The following is a 25,177-nucleotide window of genomic DNA, read 5'->3' on the forward strand; positions in this document are numbered from 1 at the left end:
AGGGGAGTTTTGCCAATGACCGTAGTTGACCAGTCGGGCCGGCCGTCGCGTCGCCCGTACACCATTTTGAACCTGTCGCTGATGCTGGCCCTGGGGTTGGGCCTGGCCGCGTGCGGCAAGGATGACGCCACGCCCGATGCGGCCGATCCGGCGGCCCGCGGCCCGGCCGCCACCGAGCAGGCCACGCCGGAAACCGCCGTGTCCAGCCGCGTCTCCGCGATGAGCGAGGACGAGCTGCGCGAGGCCGCGCGCAGCGCCTACGCCGAGAACCGCCTGTACGCACCGGCCGAGGACAACGCGGTCGAGTACTACCTCGCGCTGCGCGAGAAGTCGCCCGGCGATGCCGGCGTGTCCAGTGCGCTGACCGACCTGCTGCCGATGACGGTGATCGCGATCGAGCAGAGCGTCGGCCGCGAGGACTTCAATGAAGCCCGCCGCCTGGCCGCCCTGCTGGAGCGCGCCGACGACAAGCACCCGGCACTGGCCCGCCTGAAGACCAGCATCGGCGAGCGCGAGCAGGCCGCCGAGGCGCAGGCCGAGCGCGACGCCGTCACCGCCGAGGAGCAGGCTGAGCGCCAGGCCGAATTGGAGCGCGAGCGCGCGGCCCAGCAGCAGGCGCAGCAGGAACAGGCCGCACGCGACCTGGCCGCGCGCCAGGCCGCCGAGCGTGAGGCCGCCGCCGAACAGGCCGCCGCCGACGAGCGTGCCGCCGAACAGGCCGCCGCCGAGCAGCGTGCCGCCGAGCAGCGCGCCGCGCAGCAGCGCGCCGCGCAACAGGCCGCGGCGAGCACGGCCACGGCCGCCGACCTGCGTCCGATCTCGACACCGGCCCCGCGCTTCCCGCCCGAGGCGCTGCGCGCAGGCCAGTCCGGCGAGGTGCAGGTGGAGTTCACCGTCGGCACCGACGGCTCGGTGACCAATGCGCGCGTGGTGCGCTCCAACCCGGCCCGGGTGTTCGACCGCGAGGCGGTCAGCGCCGTGCGCAGCTGGCGCTTCCAGCCGCTGCCCAACGCGGTCACCACCCGCCGCACGATCGGTTTCAACCCGGGCGGTTGATCCGGCAACGGTGACGCGTTGCGAGGACGATTTGTCTTCGCGCCAAAAGAAAAAGCCCGGCGAAGGCCGGGCTTTTTCCGTTTGTCAGGCCGATTCGTCAGGCCGCCCGATCAGCCGGCGATCGCCAGCTTTTCCTGGTGGTAGCGGCGCACCGCCAGGAACCACAGCAGGCCGGCCAGGCCGAAGCTCGCCGACAGGTACACCAGCCACGACAGCGCGTCGATCGGCTCGGCACGGATCACCTTCAGCAGCAGCTGGTTCTGCGCCAGGAACGGCACCGCGAACTGCCACAGCTGCGTCTTGATCGGGTTCACCAGCAGCACGAAGGTCGGCACCATCGGCAGCAGCATCAGCCAGGTCATGTGGCTCTGCGCCTCCTTCATGCTCTTGGCCGATGCGGCCAGGAACGTCAGCAGCGCCGTGCCGATGAACGCCATCGGCAGCAGGATCAACAGCATCTTGCCGATCGCCGGGAAGCTCACGTCCAGCATCTTCGCCATGCCGCCGGACAGCTGGGCCGAGAGCTTGAACGCGAGCAGCGTCAGCAGCAGCGACAGCAGGCCCAGCGCGCAGGCGGCAGCGATCTTGCCGCTGACGATGGACCCGCGCGTGGCCGGCGTGGCCAGCAGCGGTTCCAGCGACTGGCGCTCGCGTTCGCCCGCGGTGGCATCAAGAATCAGGTAAGCGCCGCCGATGAACGAAGTGAGGATCAACAGGTATGGCAGCAGCGTCGACAGCAGCACGCCGCGCTTGGCGGCCTCTGTCGCCATGTCACGCGAGCCCACGCTTACCGGACGCGTCACCGTCGGGTCGATGCCGCGTGCCATCAGCCGCAGCATGCCGACCTGGCTGGCATAGCCGTCCAACGCGCTGCGCAGGCGCGCCACCGGGATTTCGGCGTTTCGGCGCGTGCTGTCGTGCACCAGTGAGACCGTTGCCGGCCGGCCGGCGCGCCAGTTCTCGGCGAAATCGGCATCGATCTCCAGCGCCACGTCGATGCGTTGCTCGGCGATGGCGGCATCCAGGTCGGCCGGCGGGTCGGTGGCCGTGATGCCATGGCCGGCCAGGAAGGTCACCAGGTTGGGTGCGTGCTCGGCACCCACCACCGGCACCTCCAGCACCTTGTCGAGCTGGGTCTTTTGCCGGTTCTCGGCGAGCGCGCCCATCCCCAGCATCAGCGTCGGGTACAGCACGGGTCCGAGGAGCAGCGCCAATGCGAGGGTGCGACGGTCGCGCGAGATGTCCAGCAGTTCCTTGCGCATCACCGCCCACAACGAGGCGAACATATTTGTCGGCTTCATGCGTGCAGGCCCTCCTCCGAGCCGATCGCCCTGACGAAGGCGTCTTCCAGGTTGGCCTCGCCAAAGCGCGCGCGCAGCTCGTCGGCGGTGCCGGCCGCCACCACCTGGCCTTTGGCGATGATGACGATGCGGTCACACAGCGCCGCCACCTCCTGCATGATGTGACTGGAAAAGATCACGCAGCGGCCCTCGGCCCTGAGCTGTTGCAGGAAGCCGCGCATCGCGCGCGTGGTCATCACGTCCAGGCCGTTGGTGGGCTCATCCAGGATCACGTTGCGCGGGTCGTGCACCAGCGCGCGGGCGATCGCGGTCTTGGTGCGCTGGCCCTGGCTGAAGCCTTCGGTCTGGCGGTCGAGGATGTCGTCCATGTCCAGCGCCGCCGACAACGCACGCGTGCGCTCGGCGATCGCCGCCTTCGACATGCCGTGCAGCTCGCCGAAGTAGGCGATGTTCTCGCGCGCGGTCAGCCGCTTGTAGACGCCGCGTGCGTCGGGCAACACGCCCAGTGCGCGGCGCACCGCGGCCGGCTGCGCGGCTGCGTCGACACCGTCGACCTCCACGCGGCCGCTGTCGGGCGCCATCAGCGTGTACAGCATGCGCAGCGTGGTGGTCTTGCCGGCGCCGTTGGGCCCGAGCAGGCCGGTGATCTGGCCGTCCGGGGCCTGGAAGTCGACGCCGTCGACCGCCTTCACCACGCCGGTCTTGGTCTTGAACGCCTTGTGCAGGTCGTGTGCGGTGATCATGGTTCCCATCCATTGAAACTGGTGAACGGCGGCACGCCCGCCAGGCGATCCAGGCACGCGGTGTCCAGCGCGGCGGCATCGGTGGATTCGATGAACTGCCCGACCAGCTTGGGCATGCAGCCCAGCACCAGCGTGCCGTGGCCCTGGCCGTCGACCACCAGGTGGCGGCCGTTCGACAGGCCCTTGACCACCGCCTCGCCGTAGCGCGGTGGCGTCACCGGGTCGAGCGCACCCGACAACAGCAGCGCCGGCACGTCCGAGCGCAGCGGCGCCGTGAAGTCCTCGCCGCGCGCGCCGCGCGGCCACACCGAACATGCCGCGAAGAACAGCTCGGCGACGTCCGGCCCGAGGATCGTGTCGTCGATGGCTGCATCGGCCGTGTACCGGTCGGCATCCTCGGCGCACAGCACCGACCACTGCATGCCTCGCGTCATCTGCTCGCCCATCGACCGCGCCATCAGCTCCGACAGCGACATCAACGGCGCATAGCGGCCCTGCGCGGCCTCATCCAGCACCAGGGGCAGCAGCGCGGACGTCTGCGGCGCATACGAGAACGAAAAGGCCAGTCCGACCACGTGGTCGGGCGTGACAGTCGCCGTGCGCGTCTCGCCCGTGGACGGATGGCGGTAGTCGACCTCGACCGGCGCCGCCTCCAGCGCGTCCATCACCTGCGACAGCCGGGTGCGGGTGTCGACCGGGAAGCGCGCCTTGCACGCCGGCAGCGTGCGGCAGTAGTCGGACTGCAGCCGGATGGCGTCCTCGAAGGTGTGCGCGAACTCGCCGCCGACCACCAGGTCGTTGGGCGCCACGCCATCGAGTACGAGTGCGCGGGTGTGCTGCGGATGCGCGGCGGCGTACTGCTGCGCCACGCGCGTGCCGTAGGAGCCGCCCACCAGGTTGACCTGGTCGACACCGAGCGCCTGGCGCACGTTGTCCAGGTCGGCGACCGCCTGCGTCGTGGTGTAGAGCGTCGGGTCCGTGCGTCCCTCGAGACCCGCCAGGCACGTGCGCGCGAACGCACGCAGCTGCTCGACGCTGGCGCTTTCCTCGTTGTCGATGCGCAGCGGCTCGCCCTCGGCGTCGACGCAGTCCAGCGGGTTGGAGCCGCCGGTGCCGCGCTGGTCGACCATCAGGATGTCGCGCTGCTTGCGCACCTCGCGCAGCGCCATGTTAACCGTCGCCGCGTGTTCGGTCGCGGCCTGCCCGGGCCCGCCGGCGATGAAGAACACCGGATCGTCGGTGCCGCCGCCGCTGCCGGTGGCCGGCAACCACGCCAGGTTGAGGTCAATCCGGCGTCCGTCGGGCTTGGCGGGGTCCTCGGGGACCGTATGCGTCGCGCAGAACGCCTCGGTCGCCTGTCCACCGCCGACACCGGTCAGCGAGCAGGGTTCGAACGCAATGGCGCCGAAGTGGCGCGTGGCGCCGTCGGTCCCGTTGGCATCGGGTGGTGCGTCGGCGGGCTGGCAGCCTGCCAGCAGCACGGCCGACACCGCGGCCGCCGCAAGCGCGGCCGTCTTCATTCCATGGAAAGGCATGCATCGTCCTGTGGTTCGCGCTGGAACGCGCAGGATGACAGACGGCGTCGCGGCCGGAAACGTGACACAAGTCAGGCGAGGCGCATCCGCTCGTTAGCCACCCAGGCGCGCCTCCAGCCGGTCGAGCTGGTCGCCAGCGCCCCGTGCGCCATCCGCGTCCCAGCTGCGGTGCAGGGCATCGCGTGCGGCAAGGATCGCCCGCGCCACGCGTAATGCGCGTGGCCGGGGATCCGCCGCATTCGGTTACTTGCTGCTGACGTACTTCTCGCGGCGGATCTGCTTCACCTCGAGCCCGCATTCCTTCAGCGACTCGAAGCACGCATCGACCATGTTCGGGTTGCCGCACAGGTAGGCGATGTCGCCGGCGGCATCGGGCGCGAATTCCCCCAGGAACTGCTGCACGTAGCCGTGGCGTACGTCGCCATGGTCATGCGCCGAACCCGGCGCCGGCAGCTCGCGCGAGAAGCACGGCACGAAGCGGAAATGGTCGGGATGCTGCGCGGCGAACGCGCGGAACTCGTCGCCGTACAGCAGCTCCTCGGGCGTGCGTGCGCCGAACAGCAGCACGACCTGGATGCCGCGCTCGGCGATCGCCTGCGCCAGTTGCGGCAGCATCGACCGGTAGGGCGTCACGCCGGTGCCGGTGCCGATCAGCAGGTAGCGGCGGTTGGCATCGGCGGGCATCAGGCAGAAGCGCCCGAACGGGCCGCTGGCATCCACCGTGCCGCCGACCTCCAGGCCCTCGAACAGGGCCGTGGCCGCGCCGCCGGGCACGTAGCTGACGGCGATGTCCACCGCCTCCCCGGGGCCGATGGCGTGGTCGTGGATGGTCGCCAGCGAATACGACCGCTTGGTCGCGGTGCCGTCGGCGTACTGGAAGTGGACCTGGATGAACTGGCCGGGGATGAAGTCCAGCGGCTGGCCATCGTCGCGGACGAACGCGTAGTGCCCGACCGACGGGGCCAGCATGCGGCGCGAGACGAGCTTGAGGGGGAAGTGCTGGATGGCCACGGACCGGTGCCTGGAACACAGCGTGGCGCGGGGCATGGCCACAGGGCCGCCTATAATACCGGCATTCGCCGCGCGGCCCGGACGCGTGGCTTCCGCAGTACAGGTGAGCGCCCCATGTCCCAGACCCCGTCGGCCACCCCGGCCGTCGCCGCGCCGGCCGTTGACGCGGCAATCCCCGCGCTGTCCGTGCGCGGCCTGCGCAAGACCTACGACAACCGCGTGCAGGCACTCAAGGGCGTCTCCCTGGACGTCGCCCAGGGCGACTTCTTCGCGCTGCTCGGTCCCAACGGCGCCGGCAAGTCGACGCTGATCGGCATTGTCAGTTCGCTGGTCAACCTCAGCGAGGGCAGCGTGTCGATCTTTGGCACCGACCTGGTGCGCGAGCGCGACGCGGCGATGCGCCTGATCGGGCTGGTCCCGCAGGAGCTCAACTTCAACATGTTCGAGAAGCCGCTCGACATCCTGGTCAACTACGCCGGCTTCTACGGCGTGCCGCGCGCGCAGGCGATCGAGCGCGCCGAGGTCGAGCTGCGTCGCGCGCAGTTGTGGGACAAGGCGCAGATGATGAGCCGCACGCTATCGGGCGGCATGAAGCGTCGGCTGATGATCGCCCGCGCGATGATGACCCGCCCGCGCCTGCTGATCCTCGACGAGCCCACTGCCGGCGTCGATATCGAGATCCGCCGCGGCATGTGGCAGACGCTACGCGAGATCAACGCCGCCGGCACCACCATCATCCTCACCACGCATTACCTGGAAGAAGCCGAGCACCTGTGCCGCAACCTGGCCATCATCGACCGCGGCGCGATCGTCGCCTCGGGTCCGATGAAGGCGCTGCTGGCGCGGCTGGACGTGGAGGGCTTCCTGCTCGACATCGACGGCCCGTTGCCCGCGACCCTGCCGGTGATCGAAGGCGCGACGCTGGTGGCCAGCGATGACCACACGCTGGACGTGGAGATGCCGCGCGCGATGGACCTCAACCGGGTATTCGCCGCGCTGGGCGAGGCCGGCATCCGCGTGCGCTCGATGCGTACCAAGTCCAACCGCCTGGAAGAGCTGTTCGTGCGCATGACCGGTGAGAACGCACAGGATTCCACCGTGCAGCCCTCGCCCGAACCCGTCGCGTAACTGCTCCCTCCCCTGCGCGCAGGGGAGGGTTGGGGAGGGGTGCCTTTCAGGCGCCGCTTTCCCTGAGAGTCCCAGCACCCCCCTCCCAACCTCCCCCCGCAGCCAGCGGGAGGAAAAAAGCGGAACCCCATGCCGACCGACACCACCACCGAAACCACGCCGATGCAGCGCAACCTCGTCGCGCTGGGCACCATCGTCCGCCGCGAGATCACGCGCATCCTGCGCATCTGGGGACAGACGCTGGTGCCGCCGGCCATCACCATGACGCTGTACTTCCTGATCTTCGGCGGCCTGATCGGCTCGCGCATCGGGACCATGGACGGCATCGATTACATGGACTTCATCGTGCCGGGGCTGGTGATGATGAGCATCATCCAGAACAGCTACGGCAACATCAGCTCCAGCTTCTTCGGCGCCAAGTTCGGCCGCCATGTCGAGGAGCTGCTGGTCAGTCCGATGCCCAGCTGGGTGATCCTCACCGGCTACGTCGCCGGCGCCGTGGCGCGCGGGCTGGCGGTCGGTGCGATCGTGTTGATGATCGCGATGCTGTTCACCCGCGTCAGCATCCCGCACCCGCTGGTCACGCTCAGCACCGTGATCCTGGGCGCGACGATCTTCGCGCTGGCCGGCTTCGTCAACGCGGTGTACGCCAAGAAGTTCGATGACATCGCGATCGTGCCGACCTTCATCCTGACCCCGCTCACCTATTTGGGCGGCGTGTTCTATTCCGTCAGCCTGCTGCCCGATTGGGCCGAGGCCGCCACCCACGCCAACCCGATCTTCTACATGGTCAACGCGTTCCGCTACGGCCTGCTGGGCGTGAGCGACGTGCCGCTGTGGATCGCCTACGCGCTGATGCTGGGCTTCGTGGTGGTGCTGGCCGCCGTCGGCCTGAGCCTGCTCAAGCGCGGCGTCGGGCTGCGCAGTTGACGCCAGTGCCCTTGTAGGAGCGGCTTCAGCCGCGAGCGGATACCGGGACGCGGCGGATCGCGACTTACGTCGCTCCTGCAGAAGCCTTCCGTTGTAGGAGCGACGTAAGTCGCGACCTTCGTAGGTCCCGGACGAAAAGCTCGCGGCTGAAGCCGCTCCTACAGGGGCGGCAATCGGAAGAATGACGCGGCGGTGGCGGATGTCGCCGCCACGGTCGCCTCGACCGTCTCACCGCGGTCGCGCGCCAGCTCCTCGACGATGTGCGGCAGGAACATCGGCTCGTTGCGGCGGTCCTTGGGGGCGGGCTTGAGCGAACGCGGCAGCAGGTAGGGCGCGTCGGTTTCGACCATCAACCGGTTGGCGGGGATGTTGCCGACGATTTCGCGCAGGTGCTGGCCGCGGCGCTCGTCGCACAGCCAGCCGGTGATGCCGATGTGCCAGTCGTGGTCCAGGCAGTCGAACAGTTCCTCGCGGGTGCCGGTGAAGCAGTGCACCACGGCCGGGCCGATGCGGCCCTCGAAGTTGCGCATGATCGCCACGAAGTCGGCATGCGCGTCGCGCTGGTGCAGGAACAGCGGCTTGACCACGCCCTTGGCGGCGAGGTCGACGGCGATCTGCAGCTGCCGTTCGAACGCGCGGCGTTGCGCGGGGCGCGGCGAGAAGTCGCGGAAGTAGTCCAGGCCGCACTCGCCCACGGCGACCACCTCGTCGTGCGCCAGCAACGCGCGCATCTCCGCGTCGCACTCGTCGGTGTACTCGGTGGCGTGGTGCGGGTGCACGCCGGCGGTGGCGTACAGCACGCCGGGATGCGCGTGCGCCAGTTCCAGTGCCTTCGGCGAATGCTCGCGACTGGCGCCGGTGACGACCATGCGCGCCACGCCGGCGGCGCGCGCGCGGGCGATCACCGCGTCGCGGTCGTGGTCGAAGGATTCGTGGGTGAGGTTGGCGCCGATGTCGATGAGTTGCATCGAGAAATTCTAGCGTGGCCGACACCGGCCGCCGCGCTTGCACACCGTTAGCGACGGATCCGCTGCGAACCGGAGCCAACGCGTGACGCCACCCGTATCCTTCGCGCGTGAACCGCGCCGCCTTTCCCATCGACGACCTGCTGCCGCGAATCCGCGACAGCCTCGGCACGCACACGCGCCTGGTGCTGGAGGCGCCGCCGGGGGCCGGCAAGACCACGCAGGTCCCGCCTGCGCTGTTGGACGCGCCGTGGCTGGACGGCCGCCGGATCCTGCTGCTGGAGCCACGCCGGGTCGCGGCACGCGCGGCCGCGCACTTCATGGCCGCGCAACGTGGTGAAGACGTGGGCGCGACCATCGGCTACCGCATCCGCTTCGAGAACCGGGTGTCGGCGGCCACCCGCATCGAGGTGGTCACCGAGGGCATCCTCACCCGGATGATCCAGGACGACCCGATGCTCGAGGGCGTCGGCGCGATCCTGCTGGACGAATTCCACGAACGGCACTTGGCCGCCGACCTCGGGCTGGCGCTGGCGCTGGACGTGCAGGCGGCGTTGCGCGACGACCTGCGCATCGTGGTGATGTCGGCCACCCTCGATGGCGACCGCCTGGCGACGTTCCTCGACGCACCGCGCATCGCCAGCGAAGGGCGCGCGTTCCCGGTCGAGATCGCGCATTTCGCCGTGCGCCGCGAGGAACGACTGGAGCACCAGGTTCGGCGCGCCGTCGAGCACGCACTGGCCTCGCACCCAGGCGACGTGCTGGTGTTCCTGCCGGGCAGGCGCGAGATCGCGCGGGTGGAGGCGTTGCTGCAGCCGGTCGCCCGCGATGCGGGTGGCGAGGCCGTCGAGGTGCTCACCCTCCACGGCGACCTGCCTGTCGAACAGCAATCGCGCGTGCTGCAGCCCGCACCCGACGGCACCCGCCGCGTAGTGCTGGCCACCAACGTCGCCGAGTCCAGCGTGACGCTGCCGGGCGTGCGCGTGGTCATCGACAGCGGGCTCGCGCGCGAACCGCGCTACGACCCCAACTCCGGGTTCCCGCGCCTGGACGTGGTGGCCATTGCGCAGGCGTCGGCCGAGCAGCGCGCCGGCCGTGCCGGCCGCGTGGCCGCGGGTTGGGCGTACCGCCTGTGGCCGGCCTCGCAGCGGCTGGAACCGCAACGCCGCGCCGAAATCGGACAGGTCGAACTCGCCGGCCTGGCGCTGGAGCTCGCCGCCTGGGGCGATGCCGACCTGCGCTTCGTCGACACGCCCCCGCCCGGGCCGATGGCCGCCGCACGCGACCTGTTGCAGCGGCTGGGCGCCATCGACGGAACGGCCGTCACCGCGCGCGGCCGCCGCATGCTCGCGCTCGGCACGCATCCGAGGCTGGCGGCAATGCTGCTGGCGTCCGACGACCATACCGAGCGCGCGCTGGCGTGCGACCTGGCCGCGCTGGTCGAAGCCCGCGACCCGTTGCGCGACGGCGGCGATGCGCTCGCGGCACGCTGGCGCGCGCTGGCCGCATTCCGCAGCGGACGTGCGCCTGCCTCGGCATCGCGTTCGGCACTGGCAGCCATCGACCAGGCCACGCGCCAGTGGCGCCGCCGCGCGCGCGCGGGCCATCCGCCCGACGACGTCGATGCGCACCGCCTCGGCGACCTGCTCGCGCATGCGTACCCGGACCGAATCGCCCGACAGCATCCGGACGACCCCTGGCGCTACCAGCTCGCCAACGGCCGCATCGCGCGCCTGTACGACGACAGCGCGCTGATCGGCGAGCCGTGGCTGGTGGTGTCGGACCTGCGCCACGACCGCCGGGAAGCGCGCATCCAGCGGGCGGTGCCCGTGGACGAGCGCGCACTGCGACGCGACTTCGCCGACCGCTTCACCACCGAGGACCGAGTCGTCTGGGACGCCGATGCACGCGGCATCGCAGCGGTGCGGGAATCGCGCTTCGACCGGATCGTGCTGGAACGCCGGCCGCTCGCCCGGCCGGACCCGTCGCGCTACGCCGAAGCGCTGGTCGACGCGGTGCGCCAGCTCGGTCTCGCCGCCCTGCCATGGACGGACGCGACGTCACAATGGCGCGCCCGTGCGCAGTGCGCGCGCCACTGGCACCCGGAGGCGGGACTTCCGGACATGTCGGATGCGGCGCTGATGGCCTCGCTCGACGCCTGGCTGGCACCGGCGCTGGCGGGGAAAACGCGCCTCGACGCACTGAGCGAAGCCGCACTCGCCGACGCGCTGAAGTCGCGGCTGGACTGGTCCCAGCGCAGCCGCGTCGACACCCTGGCGCCGGTGCGCATCCAGGTGCCGTCCGGCCAGGAGCGCCGCATCGAATACGCGCTCGACGAAGCGGGAGTGCCGCAACCTCCGGTGCTGGCGGTGAAACTGCAGGAGCTGTTCGGCCTGGCCGATACTCCGCGCATCGCCGACGGCCGCGTCCCGCTGACCCTGCACCTGCTGTCGCCCGCGGGCCGCCCGCTGCAGGTCACCCAGGACCTGCGCGGCTTCTGGGAGCGCACCTACCCCGAAGTGCGCAAGGAGATGAAAGGGCGGTATCCGCGGCATCCCTGGCCGGAAGACCCGTGGAGCGCCACCGCCTCCCACCGCGCCAAGCCGCGCGGGACGTGAGCGGGACGCCTCTTCCGTGCCGGGCGTGGCCGCTAGACTGTCGGGCATGTCCGCAGTGCCCGACACGATGTCTCCATTCGACGATCCCGAACTCCTGCCGTTCAAGCTCGATCTGATCGGGCAGCGGGTGTTGTGGGTGCGGTTGACCGCGGCGCAGCGCGCGGCGGCATCGTTCCTCGACGAGCGTGCGCTGCCGCCAGCGGCGCAGGGTGCGTGGTGGCCACTTGCATCGCTTGCCACCCGGGACACTCTGAAGACGCCGGTGGAGGCCATCTTCCACATCGGCCATTGCGGCTCGACGCTCCTGGCTCGCCTGCTCGAGGCCTGGAACCCCGTGCAGGTGCTGCGCGAGCCGCTGCCACTGCGCACGTTGGCAGACGCATGGGCGCTGCGCGAGCGGCCGGAGGCCCGGGTGTCCGAAGCACAGGCCGGTGAGCTGCTGCATGCGTTGCAGGTCGCCTGGAGCCGTCCCCTGGACGGGTCCAGTGCGACCGTGCTCAAGGCCACCAGCAGTTGCAACGGACTGGTGGCGCCCCTGCTCGGCTCGGGCCCGATGCGCGTCGTCCTGCTGGGGCTTCCGCTGCCCACCTACCTGGCCGCGCTGATGAAGTCGCCGGACTCCGTCCACGACGCGGCGGCCGCGGCTGGCGAGCGATTGACCAGCCTGCAGTCCACGGGCTGGGCGGAGGGGATTGCGCTGCACCAGCTTTCACTGCCGGAACAGTGCGCGATGGGCTGGCTGGCCGAACGGGTGAGGTTCGATGCCCTGGCGCGGGGTGCCGACGGTGCTCGCGTACTGCGGCTGGATTTCGACCGGTTGCTGGACGAACCGCGCATCGCGCTGACGGCGGTAGCGGCGCACTTGTGCCTGCCGCCCGAAGGTATCGAAGCCGCGATGGCGTCACCGGCCTGGACGCGATACTCCAAGGCGCAGTCACACGCCTACGCCGCCGCGGACCGCGCCCACGATCTCAGGCTGTCCCGCCAGCGCTTTAGTCGGGAAATCGAGCAGGGGCTCAGGTGGGTGGATGCCCAGCTGCAACGGCGAACCGATTGGGCCATCGATCGCGACAGCTGGACCTGATCGGGCCCGGGCGAGGCCCGGGATGACGGATCAGGTGTCGGACCACATCCGGAACAGGTTGGTCCGCAGCGATTCCAGCAGCACTTGGAGGCGGGCGTCAGGCTGGCCCGCGCGTGCAGCCAAGGCGCGCGCCTCCTCCAGTTGCACCAGCAGCTCGCGCTGCGAGGTGTCGGACACCCAGCTCTGGAACCAGGTGATGGCGGCAATACGCACGCCGCGGGTCACGGGCGTCACGCGATGGATGGTCGTGGACGGGTAGAGGATCGCGCTGCCCGGATCGAGTTTGTAGGACAACTCCTGCGCACCCAGCTGGATCGTCAGCTCGCCGCCGTCGTAGTCGGCCGGCGGACTCAGGAAGATGGTGCACGACAGGTCGCTGCGCATCGGTGGCGTGGAGGCGAACAGGGCCTCGTCGACGTGCCAGCCGTAATCCATGCCCGGCTCGTAGCGCACCACCGTGGTCCGGGCCATCTGCTTGGGCAGTGCAAACGTGCGCACGTCCGGCACCTGCACCAGTGCATCGCGCACGAGTTGCGCGATCGCGGCGTTCGCAGGGTCTTCCTGTGGCGCCTGCAGGTTGTGCTTGACGGTGGAGTCGCGATTGGTGATGCGGCCGTCGTCGAAGCGCACCTTCGACAGCAGTTCGCGAACCGTTGCCAGTTGCTGGGGAGAAAGCACGTTGGGCAGCACGCGGATCATTGGGCGGAGCTCCTGCGGGTCCGCGGCATCATCGGCATTCAGCCACCAGCCGGCAAGCCACGCAGCCGATCACGTCCCATCAACGGTGGCGTGCCGACACTGCAAGCCGTTTCCCCTCCATCCATGGGTTCAACGATGAGCACGTTCAATTCCATCTCCGACCGCGCGCTGGACCTGGCGAACTCGGTCGGCGACAACCTCAAGCACGCCGTCCCGCACGCCGGGAAGTGGCTGGAAGCCGGAGCCAAGCTCGGCGCACTCAAGGGCGGCGCACGCGTGGCCGGCATGTTCGTGCGGCGCAACCCGGCCATCGCCATCGCCACCGCGGCCGGGGCCGGCCTGCTGTGGTACGCCGCCCGCCGCAAGGCGCGCCAGGCCGAGAACGGCAACGGGTCGATCGAAGGCTCGTCCAAGCGTGTCGAGGCCAAGCGCACGACCGCGCGCAAGCGGCCGGCCCGCAAGCGCACCACGCGTCGCGCAAGCACGACCACGTCGGCGAGCTGAGGACGCCAACTTGCAGCAACGGCGCAGGCCGTTGTTGCATCGGGCAAACAAAAAAACGCCAGGCTTTGGGCCTGGCGTTTCTCATTTGCTCGATGCGGACGGCCGAGCCTCGGCTCGGCGTCAGCCCTTCGAAGCAGCAGCACCCGCGACCGGCAGTTCGATCACGAAACGCGAACCGCCGTTCTTGCGGTCCTCGTACCAGAGCTGGCCGCCGGCGTCGGCGATGATCTGGCGCGCCAGTGACAGCCCCAGTCCGCTGGAAATCCCGTCGTCGCCCTCGTGCAGCCGCGTGAACGGCTTGAACAGCTCGCGTTGGCGCGATGCCGGGATACCGGGCCCCCGGTCGGCGACCACCAGCTGCCAGAAGCCCGGCGCGCCGGCGCGGCCCAGCAGCAGCAGTTTGCTGTTGGGGGCGTACTTGATGGCGTTGGTGACCAGGTTCTCGCTGACCTGGCGAAGCACGCGCTCGTCGATGGCGACGGCGGCGTTCTCCGGCGGCATCGCCACCTCGACCTCGATGCCGCGCGCATCGAGCTGGATCTCGTAGCGGTTGCACAGCCACTGCAGCGTCTCGCCCAGGGACGCGCGCATCTCGCTCGACGGGCGGCGCGCACCGGACTGCGTTTCCAGATAGTGGCGGATGTAACCGAGCGCGTCGTCGGCGCTCTCGTGGATCATTTCCAGGTAGCGTGGCACGCGCTCGGGCTTGCAGCCGTCGCTGCGCAGCAGGTCGGCGGCGAACAACACGCTGGTCAGCGGGTTCTTGAGGTCGTGCGCGACCAGGTTGACCAGCTCCTCGCGCTCGCGTGCGACGCGCTCCAGGCGGTCGCGGGTCATCTTCAGGCCGATATGGGCGTTGACCCGGGCCAGCAGTTCCTCCGGCAGGAACGGCTTGGTGACGTAGTCGACCACGCCGGCATCGAACGCGCGCAGCAGCAGGTCGCGATCCTGCGCCGCGGTCACGAACACGACAGGCACGCGCAGCGGCGGAGCCTGCGCGCGCAACGCGGCCAGCACGTCGAAGCCGTCCATGCCGGGCATCATCATGTCCAGTAAAACGAGGTCCGGCGGGTTGGCCTCGAACTGCGCAAGCGCGTCCTCGCCGCTGCTCGACGTCGCGACTTCATAGCCTTGGCGGCTGAGCAGGTTGCTGACCACCCGCAGGTTGGCGGCCTGGTCGTCGACGACCAGGATGCGGCCGGAGCTTGCGGCGGTGGCGGTCATTCTTGAGGTGGATCCCCGTAGGCCGACCACGCCGTGAAGGGCATGGTCTTGGCAATGCTGAACAGGCAAAAGTTAGCAGAAATGCCCTGCGTCCGAGCAGCCCAACGTGAACTGTTCAGCAACTGGAACGCGATCGGGGTGGGTGCGCGGCCTAGTACTGCGTCTCCTTCAATCGGCAGTGCCACCGCCGACCGCTCGACAACGCTCACGCCAGTGCCCGCCACTCGCCGGGGTCCAGGCCCTCGAGCCGGTGCCCGCCGACCGCGACGCGCACCAGCCGCAGCGTCGGCAGTCCGACGGCGGCCGTCATCCGGCGCACCTGCCGGTTGCGGCCTTCGGTAATCGTCAACGACAGCCAGGCGTCCGGCACGGTCTTGCGGAACCGAACCGGCGGGTCGCGCGGCCACAGCGTCGGCGGCTCCAGCTGCGACACCTGCGCCGGCCGCGTCGGGCCGTCCTTCAACGCGACACCCTCGCGCAGCTGCGCCAGCTGGTCGGGTGACGGTTCGCCCTCCACCTGCACCCAGTAGGTCTTGGGCTGCTTGTGGCGCGGGTCGGTGAGCCGATGCGCCAGCGCGCCGTCGTCGGTCAGCAGCAGCAGGCCTTCGCTGTCGTGGTCCAACCGGCCCGCGGCGTAGACGCCGGGTGGCAGCCCGAAGCCCGCCAGCGTCGGGCGCGGCGGCAGGGAGCGGTCGGTGAACTGGCACAGCACGCCGAAGGGTTTGTTGAAGGCGATCAGCACGTCGGACGGCAGGAGGACGGGCCGGCCACTGTAGCGGCTGCCGACCCGCGCGCAGGCCCCCACTACAATGCGCGCGATGAGCACGCCCCCCGACACCGATTTCGACCGCGTCCGCGATTACCTCACCGGCCTGCAGGACCGCATCTGCGGCGCCATCGAAGCCGCGGATGGCCACGCGCGCTTCATCGAAGATGCGTGGACGCGGGCACCGGCGGCTGCCGGCGGAAGCGGGCTGGCCGGTGGCGGCGGGCGCACCCGCATCCTTCGCGACGGCGCCGTTTTCGAGCAGGCCGGCATCGGCTTCTCCGACGTGTCCGGACATGCACTGCCGCCGGCGGCGACCGCGGCAAGGCCCGAACTGGTCGGGGCCTCGTGGCGCGCGGTCGGGGTCTCGCTCGTGTTCCATCCGCGCAACCCGTACCTGCCGACGACGCACGCCAACGTCCGCCATTTCCGCGCCGTGCGTGACGGCGAGACCGTCGCCTGGTGGTTCGGCGGCGGCTTCGACCTGACGCCGTTCTACCCGTTCGACGAGGACGTGCACCACTGGCACGCCACCGCGCGCGCGCTGTGCGAACCGTTCGGTGGCCAGGCGCGCTACGACGCGCACAAGCGCTGGTGCGACGAGTACTTCTTCCTCAAGCACCGCGACGAAACCCGCGGTGTCGGCGGCCTGTTCTTCGACGACCTGCACGACGACTTCGAGCGCGACTTCGCCTACCAGCGTGCGGTCGGCGACGGCTTCCTCGATGCGTACCTGCCGATCGTCGAACGTCGCCGCGACACGCCATACGGCGATCGCGAGCGGCAGTTCCAGCTCTACCGCCGCGGCCGCTATGTCGAGTTCAACCTGGTACTCGACCGGGGCACGCTGTTCGGGCTGCAGTCGGGCGGGCGCACCGAGTCGATCCTGATGAGCCTGCCGCCGCTGGTGCGGTGGGAGTACGGGTTCCAGCCCGAGCCCGGCAGCGACGAGGCGCGGCTGGCGGACTACCTGCGCCCGCGCGATTGGCTGCGTTGAATCAGGGAGCCTAGGCCGGGAATAACCCTGGGTCAGTGGGCGAGCAGTTGCCTTATGCGACGAAGCATACGAGAAAGCGCGCAATACAAAAAACTCCTTATATACCAGGAGCTCGAAGTGAATGTCGCTCGATCTTCCGGCGTTTCAAAAGTCGCACCTTTAAACCGCAGGTACTAATAATGAAAGTTATTTCGAGTTACTTGGGCGGCCTATACGCCAAAGGGCAAAAGACAGGCTTGTGCGTACTATGCAAGGTCGGCAGAGTAGAGGCTATAGGGGAGCAGGTTGTTGAAAATACCAATGGACCCGATCAGCGACTAAATCTTCGAATCCAAATCTTTCTCGAGGATTGGATTGGAACTGACGAACAGTCGGCGACGATACGATGGTGCCAATGTTCGTCTTGTGGGTTTGCATACTATCTTCCGAGGCCGACCCCTGAGATGGTGTCAAGGAAGTATCAGCGTCTCAGCAGCAGCCCATTGAAGCAGCCGCCATTTCCGGGCCGCATCAAATATTCGTCCGAACCCTGGCATAAATTGAAGCACTACGATGTGTACACGGAGAGAGCTAAGGAACTTTTCCAGCTCCTTTCACCCTGGGTGTCTACGCGAACAAGAATAATGGACTTCGGGGGTGCGCAAGGAGCGATACTTGAGTATTTCGTCAGAGCGGGATTTGACTGCCATGTTGTAGATTATGGTTGTCGTAAGCCCCTTCCTGGAATCTATTATCGTGGACCCGATTTGCAGGGCGTCGCAGAAGAATACGACCTAGCCATCTGCAATCATGTTCTGGAGCACGTAGCTGACCCCATAGGCGAATTGCTTAGTGTTCGCAAGGCGCTTAGCGAGAACGGCATCATTTTCGTTGAGGTGCCTCTTGAATTGTGGAACAAGCAGCACCCAAGGCCTCCGGAACCAGTAACACACATCAACTGGTTCTCGGTTCCTTCGTTGCGCTACTGTCTGAAAGCCGCTGGCTTCGATGTCTTGGACGTTCATTACTCGAGCTTCAGGACATATTCTGCCAAAAGGGGCTTGGCAGTCAGGGCGATCGCTCGGAAGTCGAAAGCACCCGGACGCAACGAGGCTGACCTGAGTCCAGATATTTCAGAACTCTTGCTGCTCAAGGAAATCCAAAGGGGAAAAGTGGGCGCTTTGATGGAAAATTTTGTTTCGCTTCCCCCGGACTGGGCAACTCGGGCACAGAGCGGGGAGAAGGGCGACGAATAGTCGAAAGAACATGCAGGCGTCAAAGTGGCAATGTCATGATTTGATCGTCCATACCCGCTTGCCGCACGACGCTCCAAAGCCGCCGGTCGCGGCCCACCCCGGATTTGGAGGACGTTGAGCTGCCAAGGATTCGTTCCCGCGCAAGCGATCACCCTTCCATTGGACCTACTGGCTTGCCTGCACCCACCCAGCGGCTTTCGTCTGGCAGCGTGCGACCAGCCTCCCTTTCCAGGACGTCTGTGCTACGCGCCCATGCTCCCAGACCTCCTCGCGTCAGGGCATGAAATCGGGTGAGTCGAAGTGAGCGCGATAGGCAATAAAAAGCCCCGCAGGCAGGGGGGGCCGGCGGGGCTGGTGGAGCGGGACCTGGGGAGGGGTCTTCGCTCCTGGGGATCACTCCAGGGGAGGGAGAGATCTGCGACAGGCGTTGCACCTGTCGCGAGCTATATGACCACTTCGGACATGGATGGTTCGTGAAGATCCGGGTTAAATTTTCGAAGAATTCAGGACGGATTCATTCAGCCAACTTCGGCAAACGTGCCGTTAACAATTCGGTGAAAGCGGTTTCAGTGGGCTTCCTCCCAATTGGCCCCGATCCCGCTGTCGACGACGAGCGGTACGTGAAGGTCGGCGGCCGCCGACATGCGGTCGGTGACCTCGGGCAACAGGGTGTCGACGAACCCGGCGTCGACTTCGAACACCAGTTCGTCGTGTACCTGCAGGATCATCAGGGCGCGGTCCCGGTAGCCGGCCAGCCAGCCATCAATGTCGATCATGGCGCGCTTGATGATGTCGGCCGCGGTGCCCTGCATCGGTGCGTTGATCGCGGCGCGTTCGGCGCCCGCGCGCAGGCCCTGGTTGCGGGCGTGGATGTTGTCCAGGTACAGGCGGCGACCAAACACGGTTTCGACGTAGCCGCGTTCGCGCGCCTTCTCGCGGGTGTGGTCCATGAACTCGCGCACGCCCGGGTAGCGGTTGAAGTACAGCGCGATGTAGTCCTGTGCCTCGCCACGGCCGACGCCCAGCTGCTTGGCCAGGCCGAACGCGCTCATGCCATACATCAGGCCGAAGTTGATCGCCTTGGCGGCGCGGCGCTCGCCGGGCTCCACGGTGTCGAGCGTCTTGCCGAACACTTCCGCGGCCGTCGCCTTGTGGATGTCGGCCCCGGAGGCGAATGCCTGCACCAGCCCGGGGTCGCCCGAAAGGTGCGCCATGATCCGTAGTTCGATCTGCGAGTAGTCGCAGGCCACGATCCGCCGGCCCTCGGGCGCGACGAACGCGGTACGGATGCGGCGGCCATCTTCGGTGCGGATCGGGATGTTCTGCAGGTTCGGGTCGCTGGACGCCAGCCGACCGGTCGCCGCGCCCGCCTGGTGGTAGCTGGTGTGCACGCGGCCGGTGTGCGGGTTGACCATTTCCGGCAGCTTGTCGGTGTAGGTGCTGCGCAGCTTGGTGAGCCCGCGGTACTCGAGGATCACGCGCGGCAGCTCGTGCTGGTCGGCGATGGCCTCCAGCGCTTCTTCGTTGGTCGACGGCTGGCCCTTGGGCGTCTTCACCAATGCCGGCAGGCCCAGTTCTTCGAACAGCAGCGCGCACAGCTGCTTGGGTGAGTCCAGGTTGAAGTCGCGTCCGGCCAGCGCGGTCGCGCGCTGCTTGGCATCGAGCATGCGCTTGCCCAGGTCGGCTGACTGGCGGCGCAGCTCGGCCGAATCCAGCATCACGCCGTTGGCTTCGACCCGCGCGAGCACCGGCACCAGTGGCATTTCGATCTCGCGGTACACGCGCTCCAGTGCCGGTTCGGCCGCCAGCTTCGGCGACAGCGCGCGGTGCAGCCGCAGCGTCACGTCCGCGTCCTCGGCCGCATAGCGGGTGGCATCGTCGAGCGCCACCTGGTCGAAGGTGATCGCCTTGGCACCCTTGCCGGCGACGTCGCTGTACTTGACGGTGGTGTAGCCGAGGTAGCGCAGCGCCAGCGAGTCCATGTCGTGGCGCGTCGCGGTGGCGTTGAGCACGAAGCTCTCCAGCATCGTGTCGTGCGCGTAGCCGTCGACCTCGACGCCGTGCCGGCGCAGCACGTGCAGGTCGTACTTGCCGTGCTGGCCGACCTTGGCGATCGACGCATCCTCCATCACCGGGCGCAGCTGCGCGAGCACCGCATCGCGATCCAGCTGCGCGGGGGCGCCGGGGTAGTGGTGGGCCAGCGGGATATAGCAGGCACGGCCGGGTTCGACCGCGAAGCTCAGGCCAACGAGGTTGGCGCGCATCGGGTCGAGCGAATCGGTTTCGCAGTCGAACGCGAACAGCGCGGCCCCGCGCAGGCGCTGCAGCCACGCGTCGAGCTGCGACTGGGTCAGCACGGTCTCGTATTCGCCCGGCGCCGACAGCGCGGGGTCGACATCGTCCGCAGCCGGCGGGGCGGCGCGCAGGTAGCCGGCGGCGGTGTTGCGCACGCCGGCGCGGTCCTGCGCGGCGTCTGCCGCCGCCGCACCGCCACCGCCTTCCAGGTCACGTAGCGCCTGCTTGAAGCCGTACCGCGCATACAAATCGCGCAGCGCGTCGGCATCGCGCTCGCGCAGCGCCAGCTGGTCGGGCGCGCACGGCAGGTCGAGATCCACGCGGATGGTGGTCAGGTCGCGGTTGAGCGGCAGGCGGTGCAGCACCGCGCGCAGGTTCTCGCCGATCTTGCCCTTGATGCCATCGGCAGCGGCCATCACGCCGTCCAGCGTGCCGTGTTCGGCCAGCCACTTGGCCGCGGTCTTGGGGCCGCACTTGTCGACGCCGGGAATGTTGTCGACCTTGTCGCCCATCAGCGCGAGGAAGTCGACGATCTGGTCGGCGCGCACGCCGAACTTGTCCATCACCGCCGCGTCGCTGTCGATACGGCTGCCGCTCATGGTATTGACCAGCGCGATGCCGGCGCGGCCCGCACCTGACGGGTCCGTCGCATCGCGCACCAGCTGCGCCATGTCCTTGTCGCCGGTCGACACGGTGACGTCGATGCCGCTATCGGCCGCGCGCACCGCCAGCGTGCCGATCACGTCGTCGGCTTCCACCCCGTCGATGCGCAGGATGTCGATGCCCAGCGCCTGCACGATCTCGCACATCGGCTGCACCTGCGCGCGCAGCTCGTCCGGCATCGGCGGGCGGTTGGCCTTGTACTGCGGGTCCAGGTCGTCGCGGAACGTCTTGCCCGGCGCATCCACCACGAACGCCACGTAGTCGGGCTTCTCGTTGAGCGTGGCGCGCAGCATGTTGACCACGCCGAACAGCGCACCGGTGGGTTCGCCGGAGTCGTTGGTCAGCGGCGGCAGGGCATGGAAGGCGCGGTAGAGGTAGCTGGAACCGTCGATCAGCACGAGTCGTTTCATCCGGCGATTCTACGCCGCGGCGCCCCGGCCACCGCCCCGCAGCGGCGGCGTATCCTGTCAGCCACGCCACCGTGGAGACCCGCCATGCGCCTCGCCTTCGCCCCGTTGCTCCTGCTGCTGTCGGCCTGCGCCACGATGGGCGCCAGCGACCCCACCGCCGGCCTGGAGGATGCCGACATCACCCGGCGCACGCTCGATGGCGGCGACGTGGTCGAGGAGTACCGCATCGCCGGCCAGCTGCGCGTGGTCAAGGTCGTTCCGCTGCGCGGCCCGACCTACTACCTGGTCGACAGCAACGGCGACGGCACGCTCGACAGCAGCGAGGGCGAGGGGCCGATCTCGCCGGTGCAGTACAAGCTGTTCGAGTGGTGACGCCCGTGGCCGATGCATCGATCCGGCCGGCCGACGACGAGGCGACGTTGCGCGCGGCGTGGCCGGTGGTCGCACAGCTGCGCCCGCACCTGGACGAGGATGGCTTCGTCGCCCAGGCACTGCGGCAGATGCAGGGCGGCTTCCGCGCGACGGTGCGCGTGGATGGCGATGGCATCGTGCGTGCGTTCGCCGGCTGGCGCGTACTGGAGATGCTGGCCACCGGTCGCCAGCTGTACGTCGACGACCTGGTCACCGACGCCCGCGCGCGCAGCGCCGGCCACGGCAAGGCGCTGCTGGACTGGCTGAAGGACGAAGCGCGCCGCCAGGGCTGCGTGCGCCTGCAGCTGGACTCGGGCACCCACCGTCAGGACGCGCATGCCTTCTACCTGCGCGAGCGGCTGCGCATCGAGGCGTTCCATTTCGGGGTCGCGCTGGACTGACACACGCCGGAGTGAGTCTCCGGCATGCGGTGATCGCGGCTGAAGCCGCTCCTACAGGCGAGCGACGCTTGCGCTAAGCCGGCTGCAGGTTCGCGTAGGCCAGCACCAGCCACTTGCTGCCGGCGTCGTCGAAGTTGACCTGCACGCGTGCGTGCGCGCCGCTGCCTTCCACGTCGGTGACCGTGCCGGTGCCGAACGTGGCGTGGCGCACCTGCGCGCCCAGCTGCACCGCCGGCGTTTCGATCGCGGCGTGGCCGTAGTCGCGGCGCGGGCGCGCGGGGAATGCGGGGCGCGACACCTGCACCTTGGGCCGCACCTCGTGCAGCAGCGCAGGCGGGATCTCGCGCAGGAAGCGCGAGGGGATGCCGTACATGTCCTGGCCGTGGATGCGGCGTGCCTCGGCGTAGCTCAGCACCAGCTTCTCGCGGGCGCGGGTGATGCCGACGTACGCCAGCCGGCGCTCCTCCTCCAGCCGGCCCGATTCCTCCACCGACTTCTGGTTGGGGAACAGGCCCTCTTCCAGTCCGGCCAGGAACACCAGCGGGAATTCCAGGCCCTTGGCGCTGTGCAGCGTCATCAGCTGCACGCCGTCCTCGCCGGCCTGGGCCTGGCCCTCGCCGGCCTCCAGCGCCGCGTAGCTGAGGAACGCCACCAGCTCCGGCATGGTGTCGGCGTCCTCGTCCTCCTCGCTGCGCGAGAAGCGCGAGGCGACCGACACGAGCTCGTCCAGGTTGTCGGTGCGCGATTCGGAATCCAGCCCGCCGCGGCTCTCCTTCGACCAGTGCTCGCGCAGGCCCGAGCGCGCCAGCACGTGGTCGACCTTCTCCGGCAGCGTCATCGGCGCGAACTCGGACTCGAGGTCGTCGATCAGCGCCGCGAACCCGGCCAGTGCATTGCGCGCGCGCGCCGCCAGCGTCGCTTCGCCGGCCACGCGCCGCGCCGCCTCGGCCAGGGCGACGCCGTCGACACGCGCGCGCCGGCGCACCTCGTCCAGGGTGCGCTCGCCGATGCCGCGCGTGGGCGTGTTCACCGCGCGCTCGAACGCCGCGTCGTCATTGCGGTTGGCCACCAGCCGCAGGTAGGCCAGCGTGTCCTTGATCTCGGCACGCTCGAAGAAGCGCTGGCCGCCGTACACGCGGTAGGGCACCTGCTCGCCCAGCAACGCCTCTTCGAAAGCGCGCGACTGCGCATTGCTGCGGTAGAGGATGGCGACCTCGCCGAAGCTGCCGCCGTCGCGCACCCACTGGCGCAGCCGCTCCACCACGAAGCGCGCTTCGTCGATCTCGTTGTAGGCCGCGTACAGGTCGATCGGGTCGCCGCTGCCGCTGTCGGTCCACAGCTTCTTGCCGAGGCGGTCGGGGTTGTGGGCGATCACCGCGTTGGCGGCGTCGAGGATGTTGGCGGAGGAGCGGTAGTTCTGTTCCAGCTTGATGGTGCTGGCGCCGTCGAAGTCCTTCAGGAAGCGCTGCACGTTCTCGACCTTGGCGCCGCGCCAGCCGTAGATCGACTGGTCGTCGTCGCCGACCACGAACACCTGCCCCGTGTCGCCGGCCAATACGCGCACGAACGCGTACTGGATGGCGTTGGTGTCCTGGAATTCGTCGACCAGCAGCTGGCCGAAGCGGTGGCGGTAGTGCGCCAGCAGCGCGGGGTTGTCGCGCAGCAACTCGTGCGCGCGCAGCAGCAGCTCGGCGAAATCGACCAGCCCGGCGCGCTCGCAGCGCTCCTGGTAGGCGGCGTAGCAGCGACGCATGACGTCAGTCCACTGGTCGCCGGGCTCGGGCTGCAGGTGCTCGGGGCGACGGCCCTCGTCCTTCTGCGCGTTGATCCACCACGCGATCTGCCGCGGCGGGAAGCGGCTGTCGTCGAGCTCCAGCGCCTGCACCACGCGCTTGACCAGCCGCAGCTGGTCGTCGGAATCCAGCACCTGGAAGCCCTCGGGCAGCTTCGCCTCCTGCCAATGCAGGCGCAGCAGCCGGTGGGCGAGGCCGTGGAACGTGCCGATCCACATGCCGCGCGTGCCGCCGCGCAGCTGCGCGTCCACGCGCTGGCGCATCTCGGCCGCGGCCTTGTTGGTGAATGTGACGGCGAGGATGCCGTGCGCCGGCACGCCGACCACTTCATGCAGCCAGGCGATGCGGTGGGTGAGCACGCGGGTCTTGCCGGACCCGGCGCCGGCGAGCACCAGGTAGTGGCCGGGAGGCGCGCTGACGGCCTCGCGCTGGGCCGGGTTCAGGCCGTCGAGCAGGTGGGAAACATCCATCGCGCCATTCTACCGGTGGGCGTCGCAGTGGCCGGGACCGGCGGTGCGGTCTGTAGGTGCGGCTTCAGCCGCGATCATCGATTGCCGACGTTTTTTTTGTAGGAGCGACGTGAGTCGCGACCGCGCAACTACGGCCACCTTCGCAGGTCGCGACTTACGTCGCTCCTACAACGAGGCGGAATCGCAGAATTCGCGGCTGAAGCCGCTCCTACAACCGCCTGGGTCAATGCGCCGCGGCGGCGACCTTGGTCTTGCCGGCGTGGGCCATGATCTTGTCGGTCCAGGCAATACCAATGGCCGACAGGATGAAGGCGCCGTGGATGATCGTCTGCCAGATCACGCCGGTCTCGGTGGTGGTCACGCAGACCTTGACGGCGTCGATGCCCAGGGCGGCCGCCTCGCGCGCGGCGACAACCGCCTCGACCGTGCCGCACAGCGGCAGGTCGCTGCCCATGCTGCCGGCCTCGATGAAGGTCTTGAGCAGGTGGATCGAGCTGATGCCGATGATCGCCATCGCCAGCTTCACCTTCAGCACGCTGGCGTTGACGTGGCTCAGCCACTCGGGCTGGTCGGGGTGGCCTTCCAGCCGCAGGCGCGAGACGAATGTCTCGTAGCCACCGACGATCACCATCACCAGAAGGTTCGAGATCATCACCACGTCGATCAGTCCCAGCACCAGCAGCATGATCATCTGCTCGGTCATGCTCGAGGCGTCGCTGACCAGGTGCACCAGTTCCTTGACGAACAGGAACACGTACACGCACTGCGCCACGATCAGGCCCAGGTACAGCGGCAGCTGCAGCCAGCGCGAACTGAAGATCAGCGCGGGCAGCGGATTGAGGCGGGCGGTGCGGACGTCGGCCATGGGCTCGAGGGGGTGGCGGCGGGCGCGCTAGCGTAGCGGCCCGCGCCGTCCGGGACCATGCCTCCGGGGACCG

The 25,177-nt window shown here is 68.8% G+C and carries 20 protein-coding genes and 1 pseudogene; 10 read left to right on the forward strand and 11 right to left on the reverse strand.

Going from position 1 to position 25,177, the window contains the following annotated elements; all coding sequences use genetic code 11:
* Window positions 1–15 precede the first annotated feature (15 nt).
* A complete protein-coding gene (locus tag K6753_RS00480; RefSeq protein WP_223674231.1) occupies window positions 16–1,056 on the forward strand; it encodes an energy transducer TonB in 1,041 nt (346 codons plus the stop codon).
* 110 nt (window positions 1,057–1,166) lie between these two features.
* On the opposite strand, the gene K6753_RS00485 is transcribed toward K6753_RS00480, so the two are convergent.
* The 4 genes and pseudogenes from K6753_RS00485 to K6753_RS00500 all read right to left on the reverse strand — a co-directional run bounded on the left by K6753_RS00485 (window position 1,167) and on the right by K6753_RS00500 (window position 5,690).
* Window positions 1,167–2,357: an ABC transporter permease gene (locus K6753_RS00485; protein WP_223674232.1), complete on the reverse strand. Its 1,191-nt coding sequence runs from the start codon at window positions 2,355–2,357 to the stop codon at window positions 1,167–1,169.
* Entirely contained in the window at window positions 2,354–3,100 is a 747-nt protein-coding gene (locus tag K6753_RS00490) for an ABC transporter ATP-binding protein (protein WP_223674233.1), read from the reverse strand. Before K6753_RS00490 ends, K6753_RS00485 begins: the two co-directional genes overlap by 4 nt.
* Window positions 3,097–4,635 (reverse strand): alpha/beta hydrolase, encoded by a 1,539-nt coding sequence (locus tag K6753_RS00495; protein ID WP_425492025.1) that lies wholly within the window; start codon window positions 4,633–4,635, stop codon window positions 3,097–3,099. The genes K6753_RS00490 and K6753_RS00495 overlap by 4 nt, the downstream gene beginning before the upstream one ends.
* Before the next feature lie 243 nt (window positions 4,636–4,878).
* Window positions 4,879–5,690 (reverse strand): annotated as a pseudogene (locus K6753_RS00500) (ferredoxin--NADP reductase).
* 70 nt (window positions 5,691–5,760) lie between these two features.
* Between K6753_RS00500 and K6753_RS00505 the strand changes: the two are divergent.
* Both K6753_RS00505 and K6753_RS00510 read left to right on the forward strand, forming a co-directional pair.
* The gene (locus tag K6753_RS00505; RefSeq protein WP_223674235.1) at window positions 5,761–6,774 is read left to right on the forward strand and encodes an ABC transporter ATP-binding protein; all 1,014 of its coding nucleotides are present in this window, start codon (window positions 5,761–5,763) and stop codon (window positions 6,772–6,774) included.
* A gap of 129 nt (window positions 6,775–6,903) precedes the next feature.
* Window positions 6,904–7,704, forward strand: coding sequence for an ABC transporter permease (locus K6753_RS00510; RefSeq protein ID WP_223674236.1), 801 nt, complete (start codon window positions 6,904–6,906; stop codon window positions 7,702–7,704).
* A gap of 158 nt (window positions 7,705–7,862) precedes the next feature.
* On the opposite strand, the gene K6753_RS00515 is transcribed toward K6753_RS00510, so the two are convergent.
* The gene (locus tag K6753_RS00515) at window positions 7,863–8,672 is read right to left on the reverse strand and encodes a TatD family hydrolase (RefSeq protein WP_223674237.1); all 810 of its coding nucleotides are present in this window, start codon (window positions 8,670–8,672) and stop codon (window positions 7,863–7,865) included.
* Between the two features lie 107 nt (window positions 8,673–8,779).
* Here K6753_RS00515 and hrpB point away from each other — a divergent pair, with 107 nt between their 5' ends.
* Together hrpB and K6753_RS00525 are read left to right on the forward strand one after the other, a co-directional pair.
* On the forward strand, window positions 8,780–11,287 hold the full coding sequence (gene hrpB / locus K6753_RS00520; RefSeq protein WP_223674238.1) for an ATP-dependent helicase HrpB: 2,508 nt from the start codon (window positions 8,780–8,782) through the stop codon (window positions 11,285–11,287).
* Between the two features lie 46 nt (window positions 11,288–11,333).
* The gene (locus tag K6753_RS00525) at window positions 11,334–12,371 is read left to right on the forward strand and encodes a hypothetical protein (RefSeq protein ID WP_223674239.1); all 1,038 of its coding nucleotides are present in this window, start codon (window positions 11,334–11,336) and stop codon (window positions 12,369–12,371) included.
* Between the two features lie 30 nt (window positions 12,372–12,401).
* Here the strand turns inward: K6753_RS00525 and K6753_RS00530 are convergent, their stop codons facing one another.
* Window positions 12,402–13,070: a Fe2+-dependent dioxygenase gene (locus K6753_RS00530; protein WP_223674240.1), complete on the reverse strand. Its 669-nt coding sequence runs from the start codon at window positions 13,068–13,070 to the stop codon at window positions 12,402–12,404.
* A 135-nt stretch (window positions 13,071–13,205) separates the two neighbouring features.
* Between K6753_RS00530 and K6753_RS00535 the strand changes: the two genes are divergently transcribed.
* Window positions 13,206–13,574, forward strand: a complete 369-nt coding sequence (locus K6753_RS00535; RefSeq protein WP_223674241.1) for a hypothetical protein — start codon at window positions 13,206–13,208, stop codon at window positions 13,572–13,574.
* 120 nt (window positions 13,575–13,694) lie between these two features.
* On the opposite strand, the gene K6753_RS00540 is transcribed toward K6753_RS00535, so the two are convergent.
* On the reverse strand, window positions 13,695–14,798 hold the full coding sequence (locus tag K6753_RS00540; RefSeq protein ID WP_223674242.1) for a hybrid sensor histidine kinase/response regulator: 1,104 nt from the start codon (window positions 14,796–14,798) through the stop codon (window positions 13,695–13,697).
* 205 nt (window positions 14,799–15,003) lie between these two features.
* Complete coding sequence (locus tag K6753_RS00545) at window positions 15,004–15,540, reverse strand: pseudouridine synthase (protein ID WP_223674821.1); 537 nt, start codon at window positions 15,538–15,540, stop codon at window positions 15,004–15,006.
* A 76-nt stretch (window positions 15,541–15,616) separates the two neighbouring features.
* On the opposite strand from K6753_RS00545, the gene hemF reads away from it, so the two are divergent.
* Together hemF and K6753_RS00555 are read left to right on the forward strand one after the other, a co-directional pair.
* Entirely contained in the window at window positions 15,617–16,561 is a 945-nt protein-coding gene (hemF, locus tag K6753_RS00550; protein WP_223674243.1) for an oxygen-dependent coproporphyrinogen oxidase, read from the forward strand.
* A gap of 539 nt (window positions 16,562–17,100) precedes the next feature.
* On the forward strand, window positions 17,101–17,796 hold the full coding sequence (locus K6753_RS00555) for a class I SAM-dependent methyltransferase (RefSeq protein ID WP_223674244.1): 696 nt from the start codon (window positions 17,101–17,103) through the stop codon (window positions 17,794–17,796).
* A gap of 566 nt (window positions 17,797–18,362) precedes the next feature.
* Here K6753_RS00555 and polA read toward each other — a convergent pair.
* A complete protein-coding gene (gene polA, locus K6753_RS00560; protein ID WP_223674245.1) occupies window positions 18,363–21,164 on the reverse strand; it encodes a DNA polymerase I in 2,802 nt (933 codons plus the stop codon).
* Window positions 21,165–21,248: 84 nt separating this feature from the next.
* Here polA and K6753_RS00565 point away from each other — a divergent pair, with 84 nt between their 5' ends.
* Both K6753_RS00565 and K6753_RS14725 read left to right on the forward strand, forming a co-directional pair.
* The gene (locus K6753_RS00565) at window positions 21,249–21,536 is read left to right on the forward strand and encodes a DUF2782 domain-containing protein (protein WP_223674246.1); all 288 of its coding nucleotides are present in this window, start codon (window positions 21,249–21,251) and stop codon (window positions 21,534–21,536) included.
* Window positions 21,537–21,541: 5 nt separating this feature from the next.
* Window positions 21,542–21,976, forward strand: coding sequence for a GNAT family N-acetyltransferase (locus K6753_RS14725; RefSeq protein WP_223674247.1), 435 nt, complete (start codon window positions 21,542–21,544; stop codon window positions 21,974–21,976).
* 73 nt (window positions 21,977–22,049) lie between these two features.
* Here K6753_RS14725 and uvrD read toward each other — a convergent pair whose 3' ends face one another.
* Entirely contained in the window at window positions 22,050–24,239 is a 2,190-nt protein-coding gene (gene uvrD, locus K6753_RS00575; protein ID WP_223674248.1) for a DNA helicase II, read from the reverse strand.
* A 223-nt stretch (window positions 24,240–24,462) separates the two neighbouring features.
* Entirely contained in the window at window positions 24,463–25,104 is a 642-nt protein-coding gene (locus K6753_RS00580) for a TIGR00645 family protein (protein ID WP_223674249.1), read from the reverse strand.
* Between the last annotated feature and the right edge of the window lie 73 nt (window positions 25,105–25,177).

Origin of the sequence: Novilysobacter selenitireducens (assembly GCF_020026895.1) — a bacterium.
Lineage (GTDB): Bacteria > Pseudomonadota > Gammaproteobacteria > Xanthomonadales > Xanthomonadaceae > Lysobacter_C > Lysobacter_C selenitireducens.

Excerpts from the sequence above, each read along its gene's own strand:
- polA (WP_223674245.1), bottom strand. The coding sequence starts at position 21,164 with ATGAAACGACTCGTGCTGATCGACGGTTCCAGCTACCTCTACCGCGCC.
- K6753_RS00495 (WP_425492025.1), bottom strand. The coding sequence starts at position 4,635 with ATGCCTTTCCATGGAATGAAGACGGCCGCGCTTGCGGCGGCCGCGGTG.
- K6753_RS00530 (WP_223674240.1), bottom strand. The coding sequence starts at position 13,070 with ATGATCCGCGTGCTGCCCAACGTGCTTTCTCCCCAGCAACTGGCAACG.
- K6753_RS00505 (WP_223674235.1), top strand. The coding sequence starts at position 5,761 with ATGTCCCAGACCCCGTCGGCCACCCCGGCCGTCGCCGCGCCGGCCGTT.
- K6753_RS00565 (WP_223674246.1), top strand. The coding sequence starts at position 21,249 with ATGCGCCTCGCCTTCGCCCCGTTGCTCCTGCTGCTGTCGGCCTGCGCC.
- uvrD (WP_223674248.1), bottom strand. The coding sequence starts at position 24,239 with ATGGATGTTTCCCACCTGCTCGACGGCCTGAACCCGGCCCAGCGCGAG.
- K6753_RS00485 (WP_223674232.1), bottom strand. The coding sequence starts at position 2,357 with ATGAAGCCGACAAATATGTTCGCCTCGTTGTGGGCGGTGATGCGCAAG.
- K6753_RS00490 (WP_223674233.1), bottom strand. The coding sequence starts at position 3,100 with ATGATCACCGCACACGACCTGCACAAGGCGTTCAAGACCAAGACCGGC.
- K6753_RS00525 (WP_223674239.1), top strand. The coding sequence starts at position 11,334 with ATGTCCGCAGTGCCCGACACGATGTCTCCATTCGACGATCCCGAACTC.
- K6753_RS00580 (WP_223674249.1), bottom strand. The coding sequence starts at position 25,104 with ATGGCCGACGTCCGCACCGCCCGCCTCAATCCGCTGCCCGCGCTGATC.
- K6753_RS00510 (WP_223674236.1), top strand. The coding sequence starts at position 6,904 with ATGCCGACCGACACCACCACCGAAACCACGCCGATGCAGCGCAACCTC.
- hemF (WP_223674243.1), top strand. The coding sequence starts at position 15,617 with ATGAGCACGCCCCCCGACACCGATTTCGACCGCGTCCGCGATTACCTC.
- K6753_RS00515 (WP_223674237.1), bottom strand. The coding sequence starts at position 8,672 with ATGCAACTCATCGACATCGGCGCCAACCTCACCCACGAATCCTTCGAC.
- K6753_RS00535 (WP_223674241.1), top strand. The coding sequence starts at position 13,206 with ATGAGCACGTTCAATTCCATCTCCGACCGCGCGCTGGACCTGGCGAAC.
- K6753_RS00480 (WP_223674231.1), top strand. The coding sequence starts at position 16 with ATGACCGTAGTTGACCAGTCGGGCCGGCCGTCGCGTCGCCCGTACACC.
- K6753_RS00540 (WP_223674242.1), bottom strand. The coding sequence starts at position 14,798 with ATGACCGCCACCGCCGCAAGCTCCGGCCGCATCCTGGTCGTCGACGAC.